This is a genomic window from Aminobacter sp. SR38, from assembly GCF_014843375.1.
Classification (GTDB): domain Bacteria; phylum Pseudomonadota; class Alphaproteobacteria; order Rhizobiales; family Rhizobiaceae; genus Aminobacter; species Aminobacter ciceronei.
In genome coordinates, this window is record NZ_CP062112.1 from 5,339,987 (window position 1) to 5,356,924 (window position 16,938).

The window sequence follows — 16,938 nt, forward strand, 5'->3', positions numbered from 1 at the left end:
CATGCATCCCGCCTTCTCCATCATCGTGTTCACCACGCTTTCCGGGCTCGGCTACGGCCTGGCGGCTGTGCTCGGCCTTGGCCTGCTCGACGCCTCGACCCTGTCCGTCAAGCTTGCGCACATCGGCGCGCTGGCAATGATCGCAGCCGGCCTGTTGGCGTCGACGCTGCATCTCGGCAACCCGCAACGGGCATGGCGGGCGCTGTCGCAATGGCGCTCGAGCTGGCTGTCGCGCGAAGGCGTGATGGCAATCGCCAGCTTCGTGCCGCTGGCTGTTACGGCATGGTTTGCGATCGTCGAGGGGCGTTACCTCGCGGTTGCGGGCCTGGCAGGCACGCTCATGTGTGGCGTCACCGTCTACTGCACGGCGATGATCTACGGTTCGCTGCGCTCGATCCAGGCCTGGAATACAGGGCTAACGCCGCTTTGCTACCTGTTGTTCGCCGCAGCCGGGGGCTTCCTGCTCGCGTCCGTCGCCGGTTATTCATCCGGCAGCCGCGGCCCGGTTTGCGCCGCAATCGCCATCCTGTTTGTCGTGGCGGCGTGGATCTGCAAGCAAAAGTGGTGGACAAGGCTGCGGACACTCGCACCGTTGTCGACGCCCGAGAGCGCCACCGGGCTTGGCCATATCGGCCATGTCAGGCTGTTCGAGCGGCCGCATGTCAATGAGAACTACCTGACCCGTGAAATGGGCTTCAAGGTCGCGCGCAAGCACGCGCTCAAGCTGTCCAGGCTGGCGATCCTGTCTGGCGGGCTGGCGCCTGTTCTGCTGCTGCTGGTGGCGATCCTTGCCGGCGGGTCGGCCGCCGTGCCGGCTGCCGTGCTGGCCGTGTTCTGCTACGCGCTTGGCCTTGTCGTCGAGCGCTGGCTGTTTTTCGCCGAAGCCCGCCATGCGGTCATGAACTATTACGAGGGATAGGGCTTCAGCTATCGGCCGCGAGCTTGCCCGACTTGTTGACCTTGCGGCGTCGGCCTTCGGTCAAGCCCCAGCGCTTGTGGAACCACATCCACTGGCCCGGATCCTCACGAATCCAGCGCTCGACTGTGTCGTTGAGCATCTGTGTCGTGGCCTGGACATCGACGGCGCCATCGTCGCGGCGCGGCAGTGCCAGCTTATCTTCGATCGTCAGCCTGTAGCGCCCGCCGGGGAGGCGGATGCAATGCGCCGGATAGACGTCGCAATCATAATGGCGGGCGAGCATGGCGAGCACCGGATTGGTCTCGCATTCGCGGCCGAAGAAGGTCGTCCTGAGGCCGCGCTTGAACTTCTGGTCGACGAGCACGCCGACATTGCCGCCGCGGTCGAGAATGCCGGCGAGTGCGAAGGACGCGCCGCGCTGCGAGGCGAGCAGGTCACCCATGTTCGACGCACGTGTCGAGAAGATGTATTCGGCCAGATAGGGGTTGTTTGGCGGGCGGAACAGCGACGTGATCTTCATGCCGAAGGTGGCAGCGGCGATCGGCAGCAGCTCGAAATTGCCGAGATGGCCGGTGAAGACGATGTGGGGCTTGTCCTCGCTGGCGATCTTGAGGAAATGGTCGTTGCCGGTCACTTCGATACGACCCGGCGTCTCGGCCTCCGGATCGTAGTCGAAAATCTGCCCGAGAAAGATGTACTCAGCGCCAAGCCGGCCCATATTGCCCCACATATCCAAGGCAATGGCTTCGATTTCGGCTTCGCTTTTCTCAGGATAGGCGGCGCGCAGGTTGGAGAGTGCCACGCGGTGACGGCCAAACCACGGACCGACGGTGCGGGCGGCGCGGTCGGCGAAGTTGAGCCCCTTGTCGACCGGCAGCAGGCGCAGCAGCTTGAGCGCCACCAGGGCGACCTGCGCCACCAGCCAGTAGTTGAGCATGCGCAGCCGCCCCATGATGCGCATCATTGTGGGGCTTGGGATCTTGCTGGCCTTCCTGCGGGGCAATTCGCTGGCGTCCTCAGTCGATGCGCAGGATGATCTTGCCGAACACGTCGCGACCTTCCATCCGCTTCAGCGCGGTGTCGATGGAAGCAAAGTCGACTTCGGTGTCGATAATCGGCTTGACCAGGCCGGCGGCCATCTTCTGCATGGCGTCGGCCATGTTTTCCATACGACAACCAAAGGAGCCGAGCAGCTTGAGCTGCTGCTGGAACAGCATCATCAGGTTGATTTCGGTCGACACACCCGAGGTCGAACCACAGGTGACGAGGCGGCCGCCGCGCTTGAGGCTGAACATCGAGCCGGCCCAGGTGTCCTTGCCGACATGCTCGAAAACGACGTCGACACCCTTCTTCTTGGTCAGCTTACGGACGACGCCTTCGAAGCGGTCTTCACGATAGTTGATGACGTGATCGGCGCCGAGCGCCTTGGCCTTCTCGATCTTGTCGTTGGAGCCGACCGTGGTGATGACGGTGCAGCCCATCTTCTTGGCGAGCTGGATCGCGGCCGAACCGATGCCCGAGCCGCCGGCGTGGACCAGGATCGTCTCGCCCGGCTCAAGTCTGGCGTTGTCGAACAGCATGTGCTCGACAGTGCCGAAGGTGACGGGCGCGACCGCGGCACCAACGGCGTCGACACCGGGAGGTGCAGGCACCAGCAGGCGCGCCGGAAGGTTGATCTTTTCCTGGGCGAAACCGTCGAGGTGGAAGCCGTGCACACCCGAGACGTGCTCGCAGAGATTGTCGCGGCCTTCGCGGCAGGGGCGGCAAAGCCCGCAGGTGCGGGCGCCGTAGATCGACACGAGCTGACCGGGCGTAAGTCCGGTGACGCCGGGGCCGACTTCATCGATCTCGCCGGAGGCCTCGGCGCCGATGACCAGTGGCATCTTGCGCTTGGCGAATGCCATGCCGCGCCAGCCCCAGACGTCGATGTGGTTGAGCGCCACGGCCTTGATGCGCAAGGTGACTTCGCCGAGGCCGGGAGGGGGAGGCGGGGCGATGTCGACCTGCTCGAGCCGGCGGTCCTCAACGAGCTGCAATGCGCGCATGGTGTCGCTAATCCTTGTCGCTGCGGCGCAGCGCATCGCATTCGATGCGCTGCGCGGCGTCGCAGTACCTGATTTCGTGTAGGCGGTCGCTTAGACCGGTTCCCGCGCCATGACAAGGCAGGTGTTCTGACCGCCGAAGCCGAAGGAGTTGGAAAGCACGGTGCGAACCTCGGCCTTCCGCTTCACATTCGGCACCACGTCGAGCTCGATCGACGGGTCGGGATTGTCGTAGTTGATGGTCGGCGGAATGACGCCTTCACGCATGGTCATCAGCGAGAAGGCGGCCTCGATGGCGCCTGCTGCCGACAGCGTGTGGCCGATCATCGACTTGTTCGACGACACCGGAATCTTGCGGATGCGCTCGCCGAACACCGTCGACAGCGACAGATGCTCCATCTTGTCGTTCTCGGGCGTCGAGGTGCCATGCGCATTGACGTAGTCGATCTCGTCTTCGGCGAGGCCGGCATCGGCAAGGGCCGCCTTGACCGCGGCGATCGCCGGCGAGCCGTCGGGCTTGGAGCGGGTGCGGTGGAAGTCGTCGGCCTTTTCGCCGCAGCCCCTGAGGATGCCGAGCACCTCGGCACCACGGGCAAGCGCGCTTTCCAGCGATTCGAGCACCAGGGCTGCCGAACCTTCGGCCAGCACGAAGCCGTCGCGGTCCTTGGAGAAAGGCTTGGAGGCCTTTTCCGGCACGTCGTTGTTGGTCGACAGCGCCGACAGCAGCGAGAAGCGGATCAGCGCTTCGGCCGTCGCCGAACCGTCCGCGCCGACCGACAATGCGCGGTCGCATTCGCCGCGACGAATGGCCTCGACGCCGAGCTGGATGGCGGTGGCACCCGATGCACAGGCGGTCGAGGTGGTGATCGGCAGGCCGCGCGTGCCGAACCGGTCGGCGAGGCGATCGGCGATCGAGCCGAATTGAGAGGTGTCGAACATGTCGAGCGAGTTCTGGCTGCGCGCCACCTTGAGCAGGCGCTCGGAGGCCGAGCCTTCATCGTCGCCGGCATAGAGCGTGAAGCGGTCTCGCCAGTCGAGCTCGACCGGCGGCGAGGCGAGGAACAGCGGCCCGTCGAAGTCGGCGCCGGCAAAACCGGCCTCCTCGACGGCTTCGAGTGCGGCCGTCTCGGCCAGCTCATAAGTCAGCGCGCTGGCACCCTTGGTGCTCGACGGCAGGAAGTCGACCATGCCGGAAATCTGGGTGTTGAGCAGATCGGTGGGGAAGCGGGTGATCGGATGAATACCCGACTTGCCAGCGGTCAGCGCGGCCCAGTTGTCGGCCTTGCCGACGCCAAGCGAGGTGACGACGCCGATGCCGGTGACGGCGACGACGGGTCTGCCGAGGTGATCCTTCAGATTGGCCATGTTTTGTCCTGACACCCTTCAGCGCGGCGCGGAGACGAGCGCCATGCCTTCAAACTGGTGATAGCCGATCGCCGTTGCGAGAACATTGCGTGGCTGGCCGGAGAAATCTCTTTCGCCCACCTCGAACGCCGGATAGCCGGCGCCACGGTCGACGGCCAGGGCGGCAAGCGCCACCGCGAACGGAAACTGTGCTTCCTTCATGTGGCCGGTCAGCGACGAAAGGGCGCGTGCCGCAATCGCCGGATTGCCGTCGAGTGCCGATTTTTCGGCAGCCGTTGCGGCATGTGCGCCCGATGCACCCGAAATCGCGAGCAGGTCGCCCTCCGGCAACTCGGCTTTGGCCAACAGTTCGGCAATGTTTTCAGCGAGGCCACCATTCCGACGCCTGCTGCGACCGGAAAGGACCGGGCCGAGCTCGGCATAGATCTTCTGGCCGCGTGCTTCGGCATGATCGCGCGATTCAAGCACCAGGAACGCGCCGCCGGAGCCGGTGATGACGCCGCCGCCTTCCGAGCCCTGGCGCTGCCATACCGGCTTCCACGGGCCGCGATGGAGATAACCGGCCAGTTCGTAGCCAAGCAGCATGTCGGAATGTTCGGTCTGGAAGGCGCCGCCGACCAGCACATGCGTCGACTGGCCCGAGCGGATGCGGGCCGCTGCCGTCTCGATCGCCGAAACGCCGGCACCTTCCTCGCCCATGAAGGTGCGCGAAGAGCCGGTGACCTTGTGGACGATCGAGATGTTGCCGGCGAGCAGGTTGGAAAGCTGGGCCAGAAACAGCGTCGGGCGGAGTTCCGTCGTCAGCTTCTCATTGATCAGCACATCGCGGTCGGCGCGATTTTCGGATGCTGCAAGCACGCCGGCGTCGACCGCTTCGTCGCGTTCGCCGCCACCTGCAGCCACCACCATGTCCATGGTCGCGCTGAGTTCGTCATTGCCCTTGATGCCGGCATCATCCAGCGCCATGCCGGCCGTATAGGTGCCAAGCCGCTGCCAGGTTTCCATCTGGCGCTGGTCGCCGCGCTTGGCGATCTGCAGGCCCCAGTCGATCTCGGGAAGCGGATGGATGACATAGGGCTGGAAGCGCTCGGCGTCGATCACCGGGGCGGTGCCCGCTGTTGTCAGCTTGTCCCAGTGGGCTGCACCGCCTTCTCCGAGCGAGGAGACGAGGCCGATGCCTGTGATGACGACGTTGCGATTGGCCATGGGCGGCTTCAGCGTGCTCAGGCGTTCTTCGCAGCGACGAGCGCGTCGATCTTGGCGCAGAGGTTCTTCATGACGAAGTACTCGTCGGTCGAAGCCTTGCCATCGTTGACTTCCTGCGTCCACTTCTCGAGCGGCACCTTGATGCCGAATTCCTTGTCGATCGCAAAGACAATGTCGAGGAAGTCGAGGCTGTCGATGCCCAGGTCGTCGATGGTGTGGCTCTCGGGCGTGATGGTGTCGATGTCGATCTCGCTGGTCTCGGCAATGATCTTGGCGACTTTGTCGAAGGTCGTGGACACGGTTTTTCCTTTGGTGAGGGCGATCATGAACCCGGGACAGATTCTACGCGCATAGTTTTGAGGGGCTGTCTAATCGGTTTTTCCGGACAGGAAAAGGCCAAATCCTGCGCTTTCGTTAAGGCGTCCGGCCCCGAACGCAAGGGAAGGCAGGCCGCCTGAAGCTCTAGAAGACGATGCGGCCAAGCACATGCAGCTTTTCTCCTTGCAGGCCGACGATCAGCGCTTCGCCTTCGCGTGCGGCCGCACCGGTCAATGCCTGGATGTTCTCGAGATGGGTAACGAGCACGATGTTGTCGGAGCCGGAATAGTTGCGGATGATGTCCAGCACGGCGGCGACGTCGGCCTCGCGGGTGGCATCCGTCGGCTTGTCGAGGGCCGCAGTCGGCTCGACCTTGCGGTCGTCGAAGGCGAGGCGGGCGGTTTCCAGCGTCCGGCAATAGCGGCTGGCCAGGATGCGCTCGACCGGCGCGGCGCGGGCGTCGAACAGCGCGCCGATCTTGCGCGCCTGCTGGCGGCCGCGGTCGGACAGGTTGAGCTGGGAGGCGCATTTCTCGATGTCGAAATTGGGCGGCTCGACCGTGCCGGTTGTCATGGCGTTGCGCAGCAGCACGACATGGCCGCCATTTCGCAGCAGCGCCCAGCCGGCTTCCGTGGCCTGGGCGGGCAGGGCGCCGAGCAACAGCATGATCGCAATGATGAATCTGAGCATGAATGATCCCGAACAGGCGATGCGGATATAGGGAGGCCAAAGTGGATTGAAAGGCAAGGTGACGCCAAATACCGTGCGCCGACTGCTGAACTCGTGTCGTGACTTGATCGAACGTGACCGCGGGGCAATGCTCGGATAAGCCGATTCCCATTTGCCGAGTGCCGATGTCACCTCTCGTAGAAACCGTGCTCTTCGTCTTCGGCCTGGTGGCGCTGGGCTATCTCGCGGGTGCCAGCGGCTATCTGCGCAGCGAAACCGGGGACGCGCTTTCCGAGTTCGCCATCGGCGTGGCGCTGCCGCTCTTGCTGTTTAGGACCATGATTGGCGCCGATTTCCACGGTTCGGCGCCCTGGTTGCTATGGGCGACCTATTTCATTGCGGTTACGGTCGCCTGGACAGCGGGACATCTGGTGACGACGCGCATGTTCGGCCGCGACGGGCAGGCCGGCGTGGTCGGCGGCGTGTCCTCGGCCTTTTCCAATCTCGTGCTGCTCGGCATTCCCTTCATGCTCGGCGTCTTCGGCCAGGAGGGGTTCGAGATCCTGTCGCTGATCGTCTCGGTGCACCTGCCGACCATGATGATGGCGTCGATCATCCTGTTCGAAATATTCGGGCCACGACGCAGCGAGCCGATGCATCCTGTTGTGATCATTCGTGATTTCCTGCGCAAGATCCTGACCAATCCGCTGATCGTCGGCATCGTGGCCGGGCTTGCCTGGCGGGCGACCGGGGTGCCATTGCCGGGCCTTGCCACCCGCTTTGTCGACGCGCTTGCCAACATCGCCGGGCCGGTCGCATTGTTTGCGATGGGGCTCGGGCTCAAGAAGTTCGGCATTTCGGGCAACATCAAGCCGGCATTGGCGCTGTCGGTGCTCAAGCTGATGCTGATGCCGGCCGTAGCGCTGCTGTTTGCCTGGCTGTTCGGTCTGCCGCCCTTGTCGGCGAAGGTGGCCGTGGCGGCAGCCAGCCTGCCTTCGGGCGTCAATTCCTATCTCATCGCCACGCAGTTCGGCACCGGCCAGGCCCTGGCCTCCAACCAGATGACGATCGCCACCGCCTGTGCCGTGGTCACGACCGCATTCTGGCTGACGATTGCGACGATGGTCTTCGGGTAGATGGGCGGTGTTCGGGTAGAAGGGCAGCCGGGTATGCGGTTAGGCTGGACCAACGCATCTGTGCCATAATGCGGTTGATCGCCGACCCGGCGGCACGCTACTAAACTGCCTGGCGCATCGGGCCGTCAGCTATCCCGGACGCGCGCTTTTCGACGATTTTCAGAGTAGCCTGCGTCGCAACGGACGCCATTTCAGGAGGTGAAGCCATGCTTCAGAAAACCAGTCATTTCATGCGGCAGGCCAATCTCATCAACGGCGAATGGGTCCAGGCCGATTCCGGCAAGACCATCGACGTCACCAATCCGGCGACGGGTCTCAAGATCGGCACCGTGCCGCGTTCGGGTGCGGCCGAGACGCGTCGCGCCATCGAAGCGGCCAACGAGGCGTTCAAGACCTTCCGCAAGACCTCGGCGCTCGAGCGCTCGAAGCTGCTGCGCAAGCTGCACGACGCCATCATGGACAATCAGGACGCGCTGGCCGAACTGCTAACCATCGAGCAGGGCAAGTCGCTGACCGAAGCCAAGGGCGAGATCGGCTCGTCGGCCGCCTATGTGCTGTGGTTTGCCGAAGAGGCGCGCCGCACCTATGGCGACGTCGTGCCATCGCCTTGGGCGGATCGCCGTGTCCTCGTCACGAAGGAACCGGTGGGCGTCATTGCTGCCATCACGCCGTGGAATTTCCCGTCCTCGATGCTGTCGCGCAAGCTTGGACCGGCCCTTGCCGCGGGCTGCACCGCCGTGGTCAAGCCGGCGTCGCAGACGCCCTATTCGGGCCTGGCCTGGGGTGCGCTGTGCGAGGAAGTCGGCTTCCCCAAGGGCGTGGTCAACGTCCTGACGGGGTCGGCCGGCGAGATCGGCGACGAAATCTGCGCCAACCCGCTGGTCAAGAAGATCACATTCACCGGCTCGACCGAAGTCGGCAAGATGCTGATCGCCAAGTCGGCCTCGACGGTGAAGAAGGTTTCGATGGAACTGGGCGGCAACGCGCCGTTCCTGGTCTTCGATGACGCCGACATCGATCGTGCCGTCGAAGGCGCGATCACCGCAAAATTCCGCAATTCCGGCCAGACCTGTGTCTGCACCAACCGCTTCTTCGCGCAGGCCGGCATCTACGACAGGTTCGTGGTCAAGCTGGCCGAGGCGTCCAGCAAGCTCAAGGTCGGCTCGGGTCTCGACGCCGGCGTGCAGCAGGGCCCGCTGATCGACGAAAAGGCCGTCGAAAAGGTCGAGGAATTCATCGCCGACGCCACCGCCAAGGGCGGCAAGGTGGTTGCCGGCGGCAAGCGCCACGCGCTCGGGGGCTCGTTCTTCGAGCCGACGGTCATTTCGGGCGCGACGCCTGCCATGCTGTTCATGAAGGACGAGATCTTCGGCCCGGTCGCTCCGGTCTTCAAATTCGAGACCGAAGAGGAGGCGATCGCGCTCGCCAACGACACCGAGTTCGGCCTCGCCAGCTACTTCTACACCGGCGATCTCGGTCGTGCCTTCCGGGTCATGGAAGGGCTGAAATACGGCATGGTCGGGGTCAATGAAGGCCTGATCACCACGCCGGAAGCGCCGTTCGGCGGCGTCAAGGAGTCCGGCCTCGGCCGCGAAGGCGGGCATCAGGGCATCGAGGACTATCTCGACACCAAATATGTCTGCATCGGCGGGCTGGGTCTCTAAGGGGCTCCGGATCCATCTGGCCGCTGGAACGATCGAACGCGCGCTCCGGAGGGCGCGCGCGTTTTCTCTTGGATTTTTGACAGGAAGAATCCGGAAATCGGCATAACGTGCTGCAATCGTTATGTTCAGCTGGTTCTGTTCCGGTGTCGCGTTTGGAATGGCCAAGTGCTCGAGAACGGGCCATCTTGCGGTGCCGCTAATCTGATGTCGCCGGGAAGGCGCGCTGTCGGAAAAACGTTGTCGGCAGGCGGGAGGAACAGGAATGACTTCAGCGTGGCGCATGGTCGTCGGGGCGTTCGGGCTGGTGGCGCTGGCCATCGGCTTTCTGTCGGTCGTTTTCCTGACAGCGCCTGCGGCGCCGGGGCCCGACCTCGCGCGTTCCAAGAATTCGGCCAAGGGCCTCTATGCATTGTCCATCGCGCCAGAGGCCGGTGAGCCCAGGCAAGGCGAGCTGCATGCGTGGGTGGTGACGGTGAAGACGCGGCAAGGGGCGCCGGTGGAGGGGGCTGCGATCAGCGTCGGCGGCGGCATGCCCGAGCATGCGCATGGCCTGCCGACGAGCCCTGAAGCGACGGCCTATCTCGGCGATGGCCGCTACCGCATCGAAGGGATGAAGTTTTCCATGCCCGGCTGGTGGCAGCTGAAACTCGGCGTCAGCGCGCCTGCCGGCGCCGACGAAGCCACATTCAACCTGGTGCTGTGAGGCGATGGCGGGCGGCCTGCTCACCAAGCTGATCGCCGCTGCGACGATAACGGCAGCGCTGGCAGGCTGCAGCGAAGCCGATTTCACCGACGCCGAAAAGCGCACCATCGTATCGATGTCGCTGTCGGCACTTGCCCCCCTGGCGCCGGATCCGACCAACAGCTTCGCCGACGATCCCGGGGCTGCAGCACTTGGTGCAACGCTGTTCTTCGACACCGGCATGAGCCGCGACGGCAATGTCGCCTGCGGTACCTGCCACAAGATCGACAGACAGTTCCAGGACGACCTGCCGCGCGGTGTCGGAGTCGGCGAGACAAATCGAAGGACCATGCCGCTGGCCGGCGTGGCGCACGATCCGTTCTTTTTCTGGGACGGCCGGCGCGACAGCCTGTGGTCACAGGCGCTGGTGCCGCTGGAAAATGTGCTCGAGCATGCCGGCACGCGCACCGCCTATGCGCATTATCTCAAGCGCCGCTTCGGCGAGCGCTACGAACGCATTTTCCGGCCTCTGCCCGACCTGTCGACATTGCCGGCCAGTGCCGGGCCGTTCGGCACGCCGGCGGAGAAGGCCGCCTGGGCCGGGATGAGCGATGCACAGCGCGAGGGTGTCGACCGCATCTTTTCCGACATCGGGAAGGCCATCGCTGCCTTCGAGCGCTCGCTGGTCCACGGCAAGACCCGCTTCGACCGCTTCGCCGATGCCGTGGCGCAGGGACGGGCGCCGTCCGCCGAAGACGCTCTGTCGACCGAGGAACGGCAAGGCCTCAGGCTTTTCATCGGCAAGGCCAATTGCTCGACCTGCCATACCGGGCCACGTTTCACCGACAATCACTTCCACAACACCGCTGTGCCGCCGGTCGCCGGATTGCCCGCCGATCGTGGACGCATCGCAGTTGTCGACGAGGTTCTGGCCGATCCGTTCAATTGCGTGGGAAAATTTCGCGACGGCGGCGAGGAGGCCTGCGGTGAGCTGCGCTTCATGCGGAAGAGTTCGCCCGAGCTCGTCCGCGCCTACAAGACCCCATCGCTGCGCAATGTCGCCGGGCGTCCGCCCTACATGCATGCGGGGCAGTTCGCCACTTTGGAGCAGGTCGTGAACCACTACGCGACAGCGCCGAAATCGGTAGAAGGCGAGAGCGAGATACATGCCGTGGCGCTGTCCGAGGGGGAGCGGGCGGCACTCGTGGCGTTCCTGAAGACGCTCAGTGACTAGTCAGCGGTCCTTGACCGTTTCCATGGCAACGAAGGTCGATGTCTGGGCGACATGGGGCAGGGCCGATATGCGCTCGCCGAGCACGCGCCTGTAGGCAGCGATGTCGCGAGTTCGCACCTTGAGCAGATAGTCGAAGCTTGCCGCCATCATGTGGCACTGCTCGATCTCGCGCACCGCATGCACGGCGCGGTTAAAATCGTCGAGGGCAGCCGAGCGGGTGTCGGACAGCTTGACCTGGACAAAGGCGACGTGGCCTTCGCCCATACGCTCGCTGTCGATGACCGCCTGGTAGCCCCGGATGAAGCCCTCTTTCTCCAGCCGCTTGACGCGCGCCTGTACGGGGGTCTTGGAAAGTCCCACTTTTGTGGCAAGCTCTGCCATCGACAAGCGGCCGTCGCGCGAAAGGGCGAACATGATGTTGCGGTCGATGCGGTCCAATTGGTCTTCAGGCATGAAAATAACGGCTCGTTTGGCGAATGAATTGCGCCAACACTAGGCGTTTTGGTCTGCAGAGTCGAATTGTTTGGACCGGCTGGTTTCACGACGATGTGGTAGTTTTCGACCAAATGCCGGGAGCGATGGTTCGCCCGGCGCAGCCGTAACAGCTCTACAGGATCGCCATGCCCGCGCTCGACGCCATCCGCCAGGAAATCCGCGCCAACTATCTCCCCGACGAAGCCGCCGCTGTGAAGCGGCTGGCAGCTCTCGCCAACCTTTCCCAAGACGACCGCAAGGCGATCTCGGCCCGTGCCGCCGATCTCGTGCGTGCCGTGCGCGGCTCGACCGATCCCAGGCTGATGGAGGTTTTCCTCTCCGCCTACGGCCTGTCGACCAAGGAAGGCGTGGCGTTGATGTGTCTGGCCGAGGCGCTGCTGCGCGTGCCCGACACCGAGACGATGGACGACCTGATCAAGGACAAGATCGCGCCGCATGACTGGTCGTCGCATTCGGGCGGTTCGAGCTCGATCTTCGTCAATGCGTCGACATGGGCGCTGATGCTGACCGGTCGCGTGCTCGACGAAGGCGAGGGCTCGATCGAACGCACCTTGCGCTCTATGGTCCGCCGCCTCGGTGAGCCAGTGATCCGCACCGCGGTCGCGGCTGCCATGCGCGAGATGGGCGAACAATTCGTCCTCGGCCGCACCATCACCGAGGCCGTCAAGCGCGGCCGCTCGATGATCCAGAAGGGCTATCTCTATTCCTTCGACATGCTGGGCGAGGCCGCCCGCACCGAGACCGACGCGCTGCGGTATCACCGTGCCTATGCCGAGGCGATCTCGTCGCTCGACAATGGCACCAACGGCCCCGACATCCGCTACAATCACGGCATTTCGGTCAAGCTGTCGGCGCTGCATCCGCGCTACGAGGTCTCGCACAAGGACGAGATGCTGCCTGTCATGACCGAGCGCCTGCTGTCGCTGTGCCTCGCCGCCAAGCATGCGCGCATGGGCCTCAACATCGATGCCGAGGAAGCTGACCGGCTCGACCTGTCGCTCGACGTCATTGCGGGCGTGCTGGCCAGTCCGCAGCTCGAAGGCTGGAATGGTTTCGGCGTCGTCGTCCAGGCCTACGGCCCGCGCACGGCATTTGTCATCGACTGGCTCTATGCGCTCGCCAACAAGCTCGACCGCAACATCATGGTGCGCCTGGTCAAGGGCGCCTATTGGGACACCGAGATCAAGCGCGCCCAGACGATGGGCCTGCCGGGCTATCCGGTGTTCACCCGCAAGGCCAACACCGACGTCTCCTACATGGCCTGCGCCCGCAAGCTGTTGTCGATGACGGACCGCATCTACCCGCAATTCGCCACCCACAACGCCCATACCGTCGCCGCCATCCTGTCGATGGCCACGGACCGCACCTCATTCGAGTTCCAGCGCCTGCACGGCATGGGCGAGGCGCTGCACGAGACGGTGCGCAAGGCAGAGGGCACGCGCTGCCGCATCTATGCGCCGGTCGGTGCGCATTCCGACCTGCTTGCCTATCTGGTCCGCCGCCTGCTGGAGAACGGTGCCAACTCGTCCTTCGTCCACCAACTGACCGACGAGGACGTCGCCCCCGAGGACATCGCCCGCGACCCGCTCGACACGGTGGAGACGCAAAGGACGGCATCCAATCCGTCGATCCCGACGCCTTCGGCGATCTTCGGCGCTGGCCGCATCAACGCCAAGGGCTGGGACATCACCGACCCGGTGACGCTGGCAGCGCTCGACAAGGCCAAGGCGGAATTCAAGGGTCCGGACCGCTGGAGCGCCAAGCCGGTTACCCGCGCCGCCGGCTACGGCGCGTCGCGTAAGGTGACCAATCCGGCCAAGCCCGACGACATCGTCGGCACGGTGACCGAGGCTGCGGCCAAGCAGGTGCCGACGGCCGTGCGTTTTGCCATCGAAGCACAGCCGGCCTGGGCGAAGAAGCCCGTTGCCGAACGCGCCGCCATCCTGCGCCGCACAGCCGATCTCTACGAGGCCAATGCCGCCGAGTTCTTTGCGCTCGCCACACGCGAGGCCGGCAAGTCGCTGTCGGACGGCGTCGCCGAGGTGCGCGAGGCGGTCGACTTCCTGCGCTACTACGCTGCCGAGGCTGAGAAGACCGAGGCCGGCACCGAGGCGCGCGGTGCCATCGTCTGCATTTCGCCGTGGAATTTCCCGCTCGCCATCTTCACCGGCCAGATCGCGGCGGCCCTGGTCACCGGCAACTCGGTCATTGCCAAGCCGGCCGAGCAGACGCCGCTGATTGCCGCGCGTGCGGTGGCCCTGATGCGCGAGGCCGGCGTGCCGGAAGACGTGATCCAGCTCCTGCCGGGCGACGGCCCGACCGTCGGCGCACCGCTGACGGCCGATCCGCGCATCGCCGGTGTCTGCTTCACCGGCTCGACCGACGTCGCCAAGCTGATCGAAAAGCAGCTGGCCGAGACCGCGGCGCCCGACGCGATGCTGATCGCAGAGACCGGCGGCCTCAACGCGATGGTCGTCGATTCCACCGCATTGCCCGAGCAGGCGATCCGCGACGTGCTGGCCTCGTCGTTCCAGAGTGCTGGCCAGCGCTGCTCGGCCTTGCGCGTGCTCTACGTCCAGACCGATGTCGAAAAGAAGATGGTCGAGATGCTGAAAGGCGCGATGGATGCCTTGACCATCGGCGATCCGTGGCAGTTGTCGACCGACGTTGGCCCGGTCATCGACGAAGAAGCGCAGAGCTCGATCCGCGACTACTGCGCTGCGATGGAAGCCAAGGGCAAGCTGATCGCCAAGCTCGACGCGCCGGCCGATGGCCGCTTCGTCGCGCCGCATGTCTTCAAGGTGAAAGGCATCGAGGAGATGGAGCGCGAGGTCTTCGGGCCGGTGCTGCATGTCGCGACCTTCGAGGCCGATGAGATCGACGACATCATTTCGGCGATCAACCGCAAGGGCTACGGCCTGACCTTCGGCCTGCACACCCGCATCGAGGGCCGCGTCCAGCATATCGTCGACGGCATCCATGCCGGCAACATCTATGTCAACCGCAACCAGATCGGCGCCGTCGTCGGCTCGCAGCCTTTTGGCGGCGAGGGGCTGTCGGGGACCGGGCCCAAGGCCGGCGGACCGCACTATCTCCGTCGTTTCCGCAAGTCGCCCGAGGCGGGCGCGGTGCTGCCGGAAGGTCGCAAGGTCACGGCGACCGAGCTGGTCGACAATCTCGTCGATACCGGCGAGTGGGCGACGCGGACCGATCGCATCGCTGTGCTGCGCAAGCATCTGCGCGGCAAGGGCGCTCAGGCCATCGCGGCAGCGGCGAGCATCGACTTCGGCCAGGTCGACCTGCCCGGACCGACGGGCGAGGCGAACACGCTGTCGCTCAACCCGCGCGGGCGCGTTCTGTGCCTTGGCCCTGACGCCGAGACCCTGCTTGCCCAGGCGATCCAGGCGCTGGCCGCCGGCAATGCGGTCCTGGCCGTTGCGCCCGGTGCGCCGGCCGCCGTCCATGCCCTGATGGGCAAGGATCTGCCGATCGCCGCGATCGACGGTCGCCCCGACCCGGTGGAAGCGCGCGCATTGGCCGTCGATGTCGTGGCTTATTCGGGCACGGAAGAGAGCATGCGCATCGTCCGCAAGGTCATCGCCGAGCGCAAGGGGCCGATCGTTCCGCTGATCAGCGAGGTGATCTATCCGGCGGCTTACGCCCATGAACGCGCTGTCTGCGTCGACACCACGGCCGCCGGCGGCAACGCCAGCCTGCTGGCCTCGGCCTAAAGCCGAGCAGGATCACGCTCGCACAATACGAAAGGGGCAGGCGTGGGCCTGCCCCTTTCAACTTTCTTCCTGCGCGCAGCCGAAGCGCAGCAGATTGCCATGCGGGTCGTGGACGTGGAATTCCTTCATGTTCCATGGCCGCACGGTGAACGGGCTGAGCCGTTCCACGCCGCGCGCCGAAAACACGGCGTGAAGGGCTGGAACCTCGCCACCCCTGATGTAGCAGGATGTCACCTCCGGCAGTTTGCGGTCGTCCGACTTCCAGAAATGGATTTCGATCTCGCCGCGCCGCACGATCAGATAGTCGTCCATTTCGGGACCGATAACGTCGAAGCCGAGCCTGTCGCGATAGAAATCGCGGCTTTCGCCGATGTCGGGCGAGGGCATGACAGGTATGCTGCGGGCGAGGTCGGTCAATTGTCAGGCGCCTTCGACGACCGAAAAACCCTCGAACTGCGGATGGCCGACATAGGATGCCTTGGACGAACCGGCGTTCTTGTGGGCGTTGCGGAAGTTTTCCGACTTGGTCCAGGCGACGAAGTCGTCCTGGCTCGCCCAGATCGTGTGCGACGCGTAGAGCGTATAGCCTTCGGCTTCGTTCACCGGGCCGCGAAGCAGGTGGAATTCGCGAAAACCCTTCATTTCGTTCAGCGATGAGTCGCGGTTCTTCCAGACGTCTTCAAAGGCGGTCTCGGAGCCGTTCTGCACCTTGAAGCGGTTCATTGCGATGTACATTGTCTTCCTTTCAACGGGCCTTGCGTTGCGCTGTTGTAGTCCTTTGAGCGCTGCGTAGCGACACAACATTGGCGCCGGTACCGTCACCGGCGGTTCTTGGGCTCGGGCCAGCCTGGGTCGTCGACTGCGCACGGTAGCTGGCAAGGTCGGTCACGTTTTCGCTCGCCCTTATCGCTGCCAGGCGGTCGAACAGCTCGCGCATCTCGGGCAGCAGGCCGTCGCCCTGGCGTTTCACCATTTGATCGAATTTGTTCAGTCCGAACATGCGTTTATGCCTTTCGATGCGCCGCGCGCCGGGGGGCAGGAGTCTGGGCAAGGCTGGTCTCAGATGCCGAAGGCGATGCCGGATCTGGTTTCGGTCCGCAGCGCCTTGAGGCAGGCCGTCGCGTCGATCCCGCCGCCGGTGCAATCGGTGGCCTGGTTGATCAGGACACGGCTGACCTTGGTGCAGTCGGTGCCCGACAGGTCGAAGCGCGTGACCTTGGTCTTGCCGGCCGGCAGGTCCTTGAAATCGAGCACCGTCAGCCTGTCGACGACACCCGCCTCGTTGAACAGCACAATCTCGAACGCCGCCTTGGACAGCTCGGCACCGAGATTGTTGGTGACGACGAAGGTGAAGCGGCAGCCCTTGTCGGAGGGTTGGGCTGCGTTGAGCTCGAGCACAAGCGCTGGCGCCGGCGGGGCGCTCTGGGCGCCCGCCATGGCCGTGGCGGCAAGCAGTGTTGCCGCGACCAGGGGTGAC

At 64.6% G+C, this 16,938-nt stretch carries 17 protein-coding genes; 6 read left to right on the plus strand and 11 right to left on the minus strand.

Features of this window, described 5'->3' with window-relative positions:
• The first annotated feature begins 1 nt into the window (after window position 1).
• Window positions 2-919 carry a DmsC/YnfH family molybdoenzyme membrane anchor subunit gene (locus tag IG197_RS26110; RefSeq protein WP_192315801.1) on the plus strand — a complete coding sequence of 306 codons (918 nt, stop codon included), beginning with the start codon at window positions 2-4 and terminating at the stop codon, window positions 917-919.
• A gap of 4 nt (window positions 920-923) precedes the next feature.
• Here the strand turns inward: IG197_RS26110 and IG197_RS26115 are convergent, their stop codons facing one another.
• The 6 genes from IG197_RS26115 to IG197_RS26140 form a co-directional block, all read right to left on the minus strand.
• Window positions 924-1,883: a lipid A biosynthesis lauroyl acyltransferase gene (locus IG197_RS26115; protein ID WP_192319993.1), complete on the minus strand. Its 960-nt coding sequence runs from the start codon at window positions 1,881-1,883 to the stop codon at window positions 924-926.
• A 52-nt stretch (window positions 1,884-1,935) separates the two neighbouring features.
• Window positions 1,936-2,964, minus strand: coding sequence for a zinc-binding dehydrogenase (locus IG197_RS26120; protein WP_192315803.1), 1,029 nt, complete (start codon window positions 2,962-2,964; stop codon window positions 1,936-1,938).
• 90 nt (window positions 2,965-3,054) lie between these two features.
• Complete coding sequence (locus IG197_RS26125; protein ID WP_154383936.1) at window positions 3,055-4,326, minus strand: beta-ketoacyl-ACP synthase; 1,272 nt, start codon at window positions 4,324-4,326, stop codon at window positions 3,055-3,057.
• Between the two features lie 18 nt (window positions 4,327-4,344).
• Window positions 4,345-5,532 (minus strand): beta-ketoacyl-ACP synthase, encoded by a 1,188-nt coding sequence (locus IG197_RS26130; RefSeq protein WP_192315805.1) that lies wholly within the window; start codon window positions 5,530-5,532, stop codon window positions 4,345-4,347.
• 17 nt (window positions 5,533-5,549) lie between these two features.
• Window positions 5,550-5,858, minus strand: a complete 309-nt coding sequence (locus tag IG197_RS26135; RefSeq protein WP_154383938.1) for an acyl carrier protein — start codon at window positions 5,856-5,858, stop codon at window positions 5,550-5,552.
• A 136-nt stretch (window positions 5,859-5,994) separates the two neighbouring features.
• On the minus strand, window positions 5,995-6,540 hold the full coding sequence (locus IG197_RS26140) for a histidine phosphatase family protein (protein ID WP_154383939.1): 546 nt from the start codon (window positions 6,538-6,540) through the stop codon (window positions 5,995-5,997).
• Window positions 6,541-6,704: 164 nt separating this feature from the next.
• On the opposite strand from IG197_RS26140, the gene IG197_RS26145 reads away from it, so the two are divergent.
• From IG197_RS26145 to IG197_RS26160, 4 genes are all read left to right on the plus strand, one after another.
• Window positions 6,705-7,655: an AEC family transporter gene (locus tag IG197_RS26145; protein ID WP_154383940.1), complete on the plus strand. Its 951-nt coding sequence runs from the start codon at window positions 6,705-6,707 to the stop codon at window positions 7,653-7,655.
• 206 nt (window positions 7,656-7,861) lie between these two features.
• The gene (locus IG197_RS26150; RefSeq protein WP_192315807.1) at window positions 7,862-9,319 is read left to right on the plus strand and encodes an NAD-dependent succinate-semialdehyde dehydrogenase; all 1,458 of its coding nucleotides are present in this window, start codon (window positions 7,862-7,864) and stop codon (window positions 9,317-9,319) included.
• A gap of 262 nt (window positions 9,320-9,581) precedes the next feature.
• Complete coding sequence (locus tag IG197_RS26155) at window positions 9,582-10,022, plus strand: FixH family protein (protein ID WP_192315808.1); 441 nt, start codon at window positions 9,582-9,584, stop codon at window positions 10,020-10,022.
• 4 nt (window positions 10,023-10,026) lie between these two features.
• Entirely contained in the window at window positions 10,027-11,235 is a 1,209-nt protein-coding gene (locus IG197_RS26160; protein ID WP_192315810.1) for a cytochrome-c peroxidase, read from the plus strand.
• Here IG197_RS26160 and IG197_RS26165 read toward each other — a convergent pair whose 3' ends face one another.
• The gene (locus tag IG197_RS26165; RefSeq protein ID WP_067961104.1) at window positions 11,236-11,688 is read right to left on the minus strand and encodes an Lrp/AsnC ligand binding domain-containing protein; all 453 of its coding nucleotides are present in this window, start codon (window positions 11,686-11,688) and stop codon (window positions 11,236-11,238) included.
• 167 nt (window positions 11,689-11,855) lie between these two features.
• Between IG197_RS26165 and putA the strand changes: the two genes are divergently transcribed.
• On the plus strand, window positions 11,856-15,461 hold the full coding sequence (gene putA / locus IG197_RS26170; protein WP_192315812.1) for a bifunctional proline dehydrogenase/L-glutamate gamma-semialdehyde dehydrogenase PutA: 3,606 nt from the start codon (window positions 11,856-11,858) through the stop codon (window positions 15,459-15,461).
• A gap of 57 nt (window positions 15,462-15,518) precedes the next feature.
• Here the strand turns inward: putA and IG197_RS26175 are convergent, their stop codons facing one another.
• From IG197_RS26175 to IG197_RS26190, 4 genes are read right to left on the minus strand one after another with little or no spacing between them, the layout of a single operon-like run.
• Window positions 15,519-15,878 (minus strand): VOC family protein, encoded by a 360-nt coding sequence (locus tag IG197_RS26175; protein WP_246765253.1) that lies wholly within the window; start codon window positions 15,876-15,878, stop codon window positions 15,519-15,521.
• A gap of 3 nt (window positions 15,879-15,881) precedes the next feature.
• Complete coding sequence (locus tag IG197_RS26180; RefSeq protein WP_067961110.1) at window positions 15,882-16,196, minus strand: antibiotic biosynthesis monooxygenase; 315 nt, start codon at window positions 16,194-16,196, stop codon at window positions 15,882-15,884.
• A 10-nt stretch (window positions 16,197-16,206) separates the two neighbouring features.
• The gene (locus tag IG197_RS26185; protein WP_192315814.1) at window positions 16,207-16,461 is read right to left on the minus strand and encodes a hypothetical protein; all 255 of its coding nucleotides are present in this window, start codon (window positions 16,459-16,461) and stop codon (window positions 16,207-16,209) included.
• Window positions 16,462-16,520: 59 nt separating this feature from the next.
• Complete coding sequence (locus IG197_RS26190) at window positions 16,521-16,898, minus strand: hypothetical protein (protein WP_246765416.1); 378 nt, start codon at window positions 16,896-16,898, stop codon at window positions 16,521-16,523.
• Between the last annotated feature and the right edge of the window lie 40 nt (window positions 16,899-16,938).

What these genes read in the sequence shown, in the direction of transcription:
- IG197_RS26110 (WP_192315801.1), top strand. Translation starts at nt 2, where the DNA reads ATGCATCCCGCCTTCTCCATCATCGTGTTCACCACGCTTTCCGGGCTC.
- putA (WP_192315812.1), top strand. Translation starts at nt 11,856, where the DNA reads ATGCCCGCGCTCGACGCCATCCGCCAGGAAATCCGCGCCAACTATCTC.
- IG197_RS26165 (WP_067961104.1), bottom strand. Translation starts at nt 11,688, where the DNA reads ATGCCTGAAGACCAATTGGACCGCATCGACCGCAACATCATGTTCGCC.
- IG197_RS26190 (WP_246765416.1), bottom strand. Translation starts at nt 16,898, where the DNA reads ATGGCGGGCGCCCAGAGCGCCCCGCCGGCGCCAGCGCTTGTGCTCGAG.
- IG197_RS26180 (WP_067961110.1), bottom strand. Translation starts at nt 16,196, where the DNA reads ATGTACATCGCAATGAACCGCTTCAAGGTGCAGAACGGCTCCGAGACC.
- IG197_RS26115 (WP_192319993.1), bottom strand. Translation starts at nt 1,883, where the DNA reads ATGATGCGCATCATGGGGCGGCTGCGCATGCTCAACTACTGGCTGGTG.
- IG197_RS26185 (WP_192315814.1), bottom strand. Translation starts at nt 16,461, where the DNA reads ATGTTCGGACTGAACAAATTCGATCAAATGGTGAAACGCCAGGGCGAC.
- IG197_RS26125 (WP_154383936.1), bottom strand. Translation starts at nt 4,326, where the DNA reads ATGGCCAATCTGAAGGATCACCTCGGCAGACCCGTCGTCGCCGTCACC.
- IG197_RS26150 (WP_192315807.1), top strand. Translation starts at nt 7,862, where the DNA reads ATGCTTCAGAAAACCAGTCATTTCATGCGGCAGGCCAATCTCATCAAC.
- IG197_RS26135 (WP_154383938.1), bottom strand. Translation starts at nt 5,858, where the DNA reads ATGATCGCCCTCACCAAAGGAAAAACCGTGTCCACGACCTTCGACAAA.
- IG197_RS26160 (WP_192315810.1), top strand. Translation starts at nt 10,027, where the DNA reads ATGGCGGGCGGCCTGCTCACCAAGCTGATCGCCGCTGCGACGATAACG.
- IG197_RS26145 (WP_154383940.1), top strand. Translation starts at nt 6,705, where the DNA reads ATGTCACCTCTCGTAGAAACCGTGCTCTTCGTCTTCGGCCTGGTGGCG.
- IG197_RS26155 (WP_192315808.1), top strand. Translation starts at nt 9,582, where the DNA reads ATGACTTCAGCGTGGCGCATGGTCGTCGGGGCGTTCGGGCTGGTGGCG.
- IG197_RS26140 (WP_154383939.1), bottom strand. Translation starts at nt 6,540, where the DNA reads ATGCTCAGATTCATCATTGCGATCATGCTGTTGCTCGGCGCCCTGCCC.
- IG197_RS26120 (WP_192315803.1), bottom strand. Translation starts at nt 2,964, where the DNA reads ATGCGCGCATTGCAGCTCGTTGAGGACCGCCGGCTCGAGCAGGTCGAC.
- IG197_RS26130 (WP_192315805.1), bottom strand. Translation starts at nt 5,532, where the DNA reads ATGGCCAATCGCAACGTCGTCATCACAGGCATCGGCCTCGTCTCCTCG.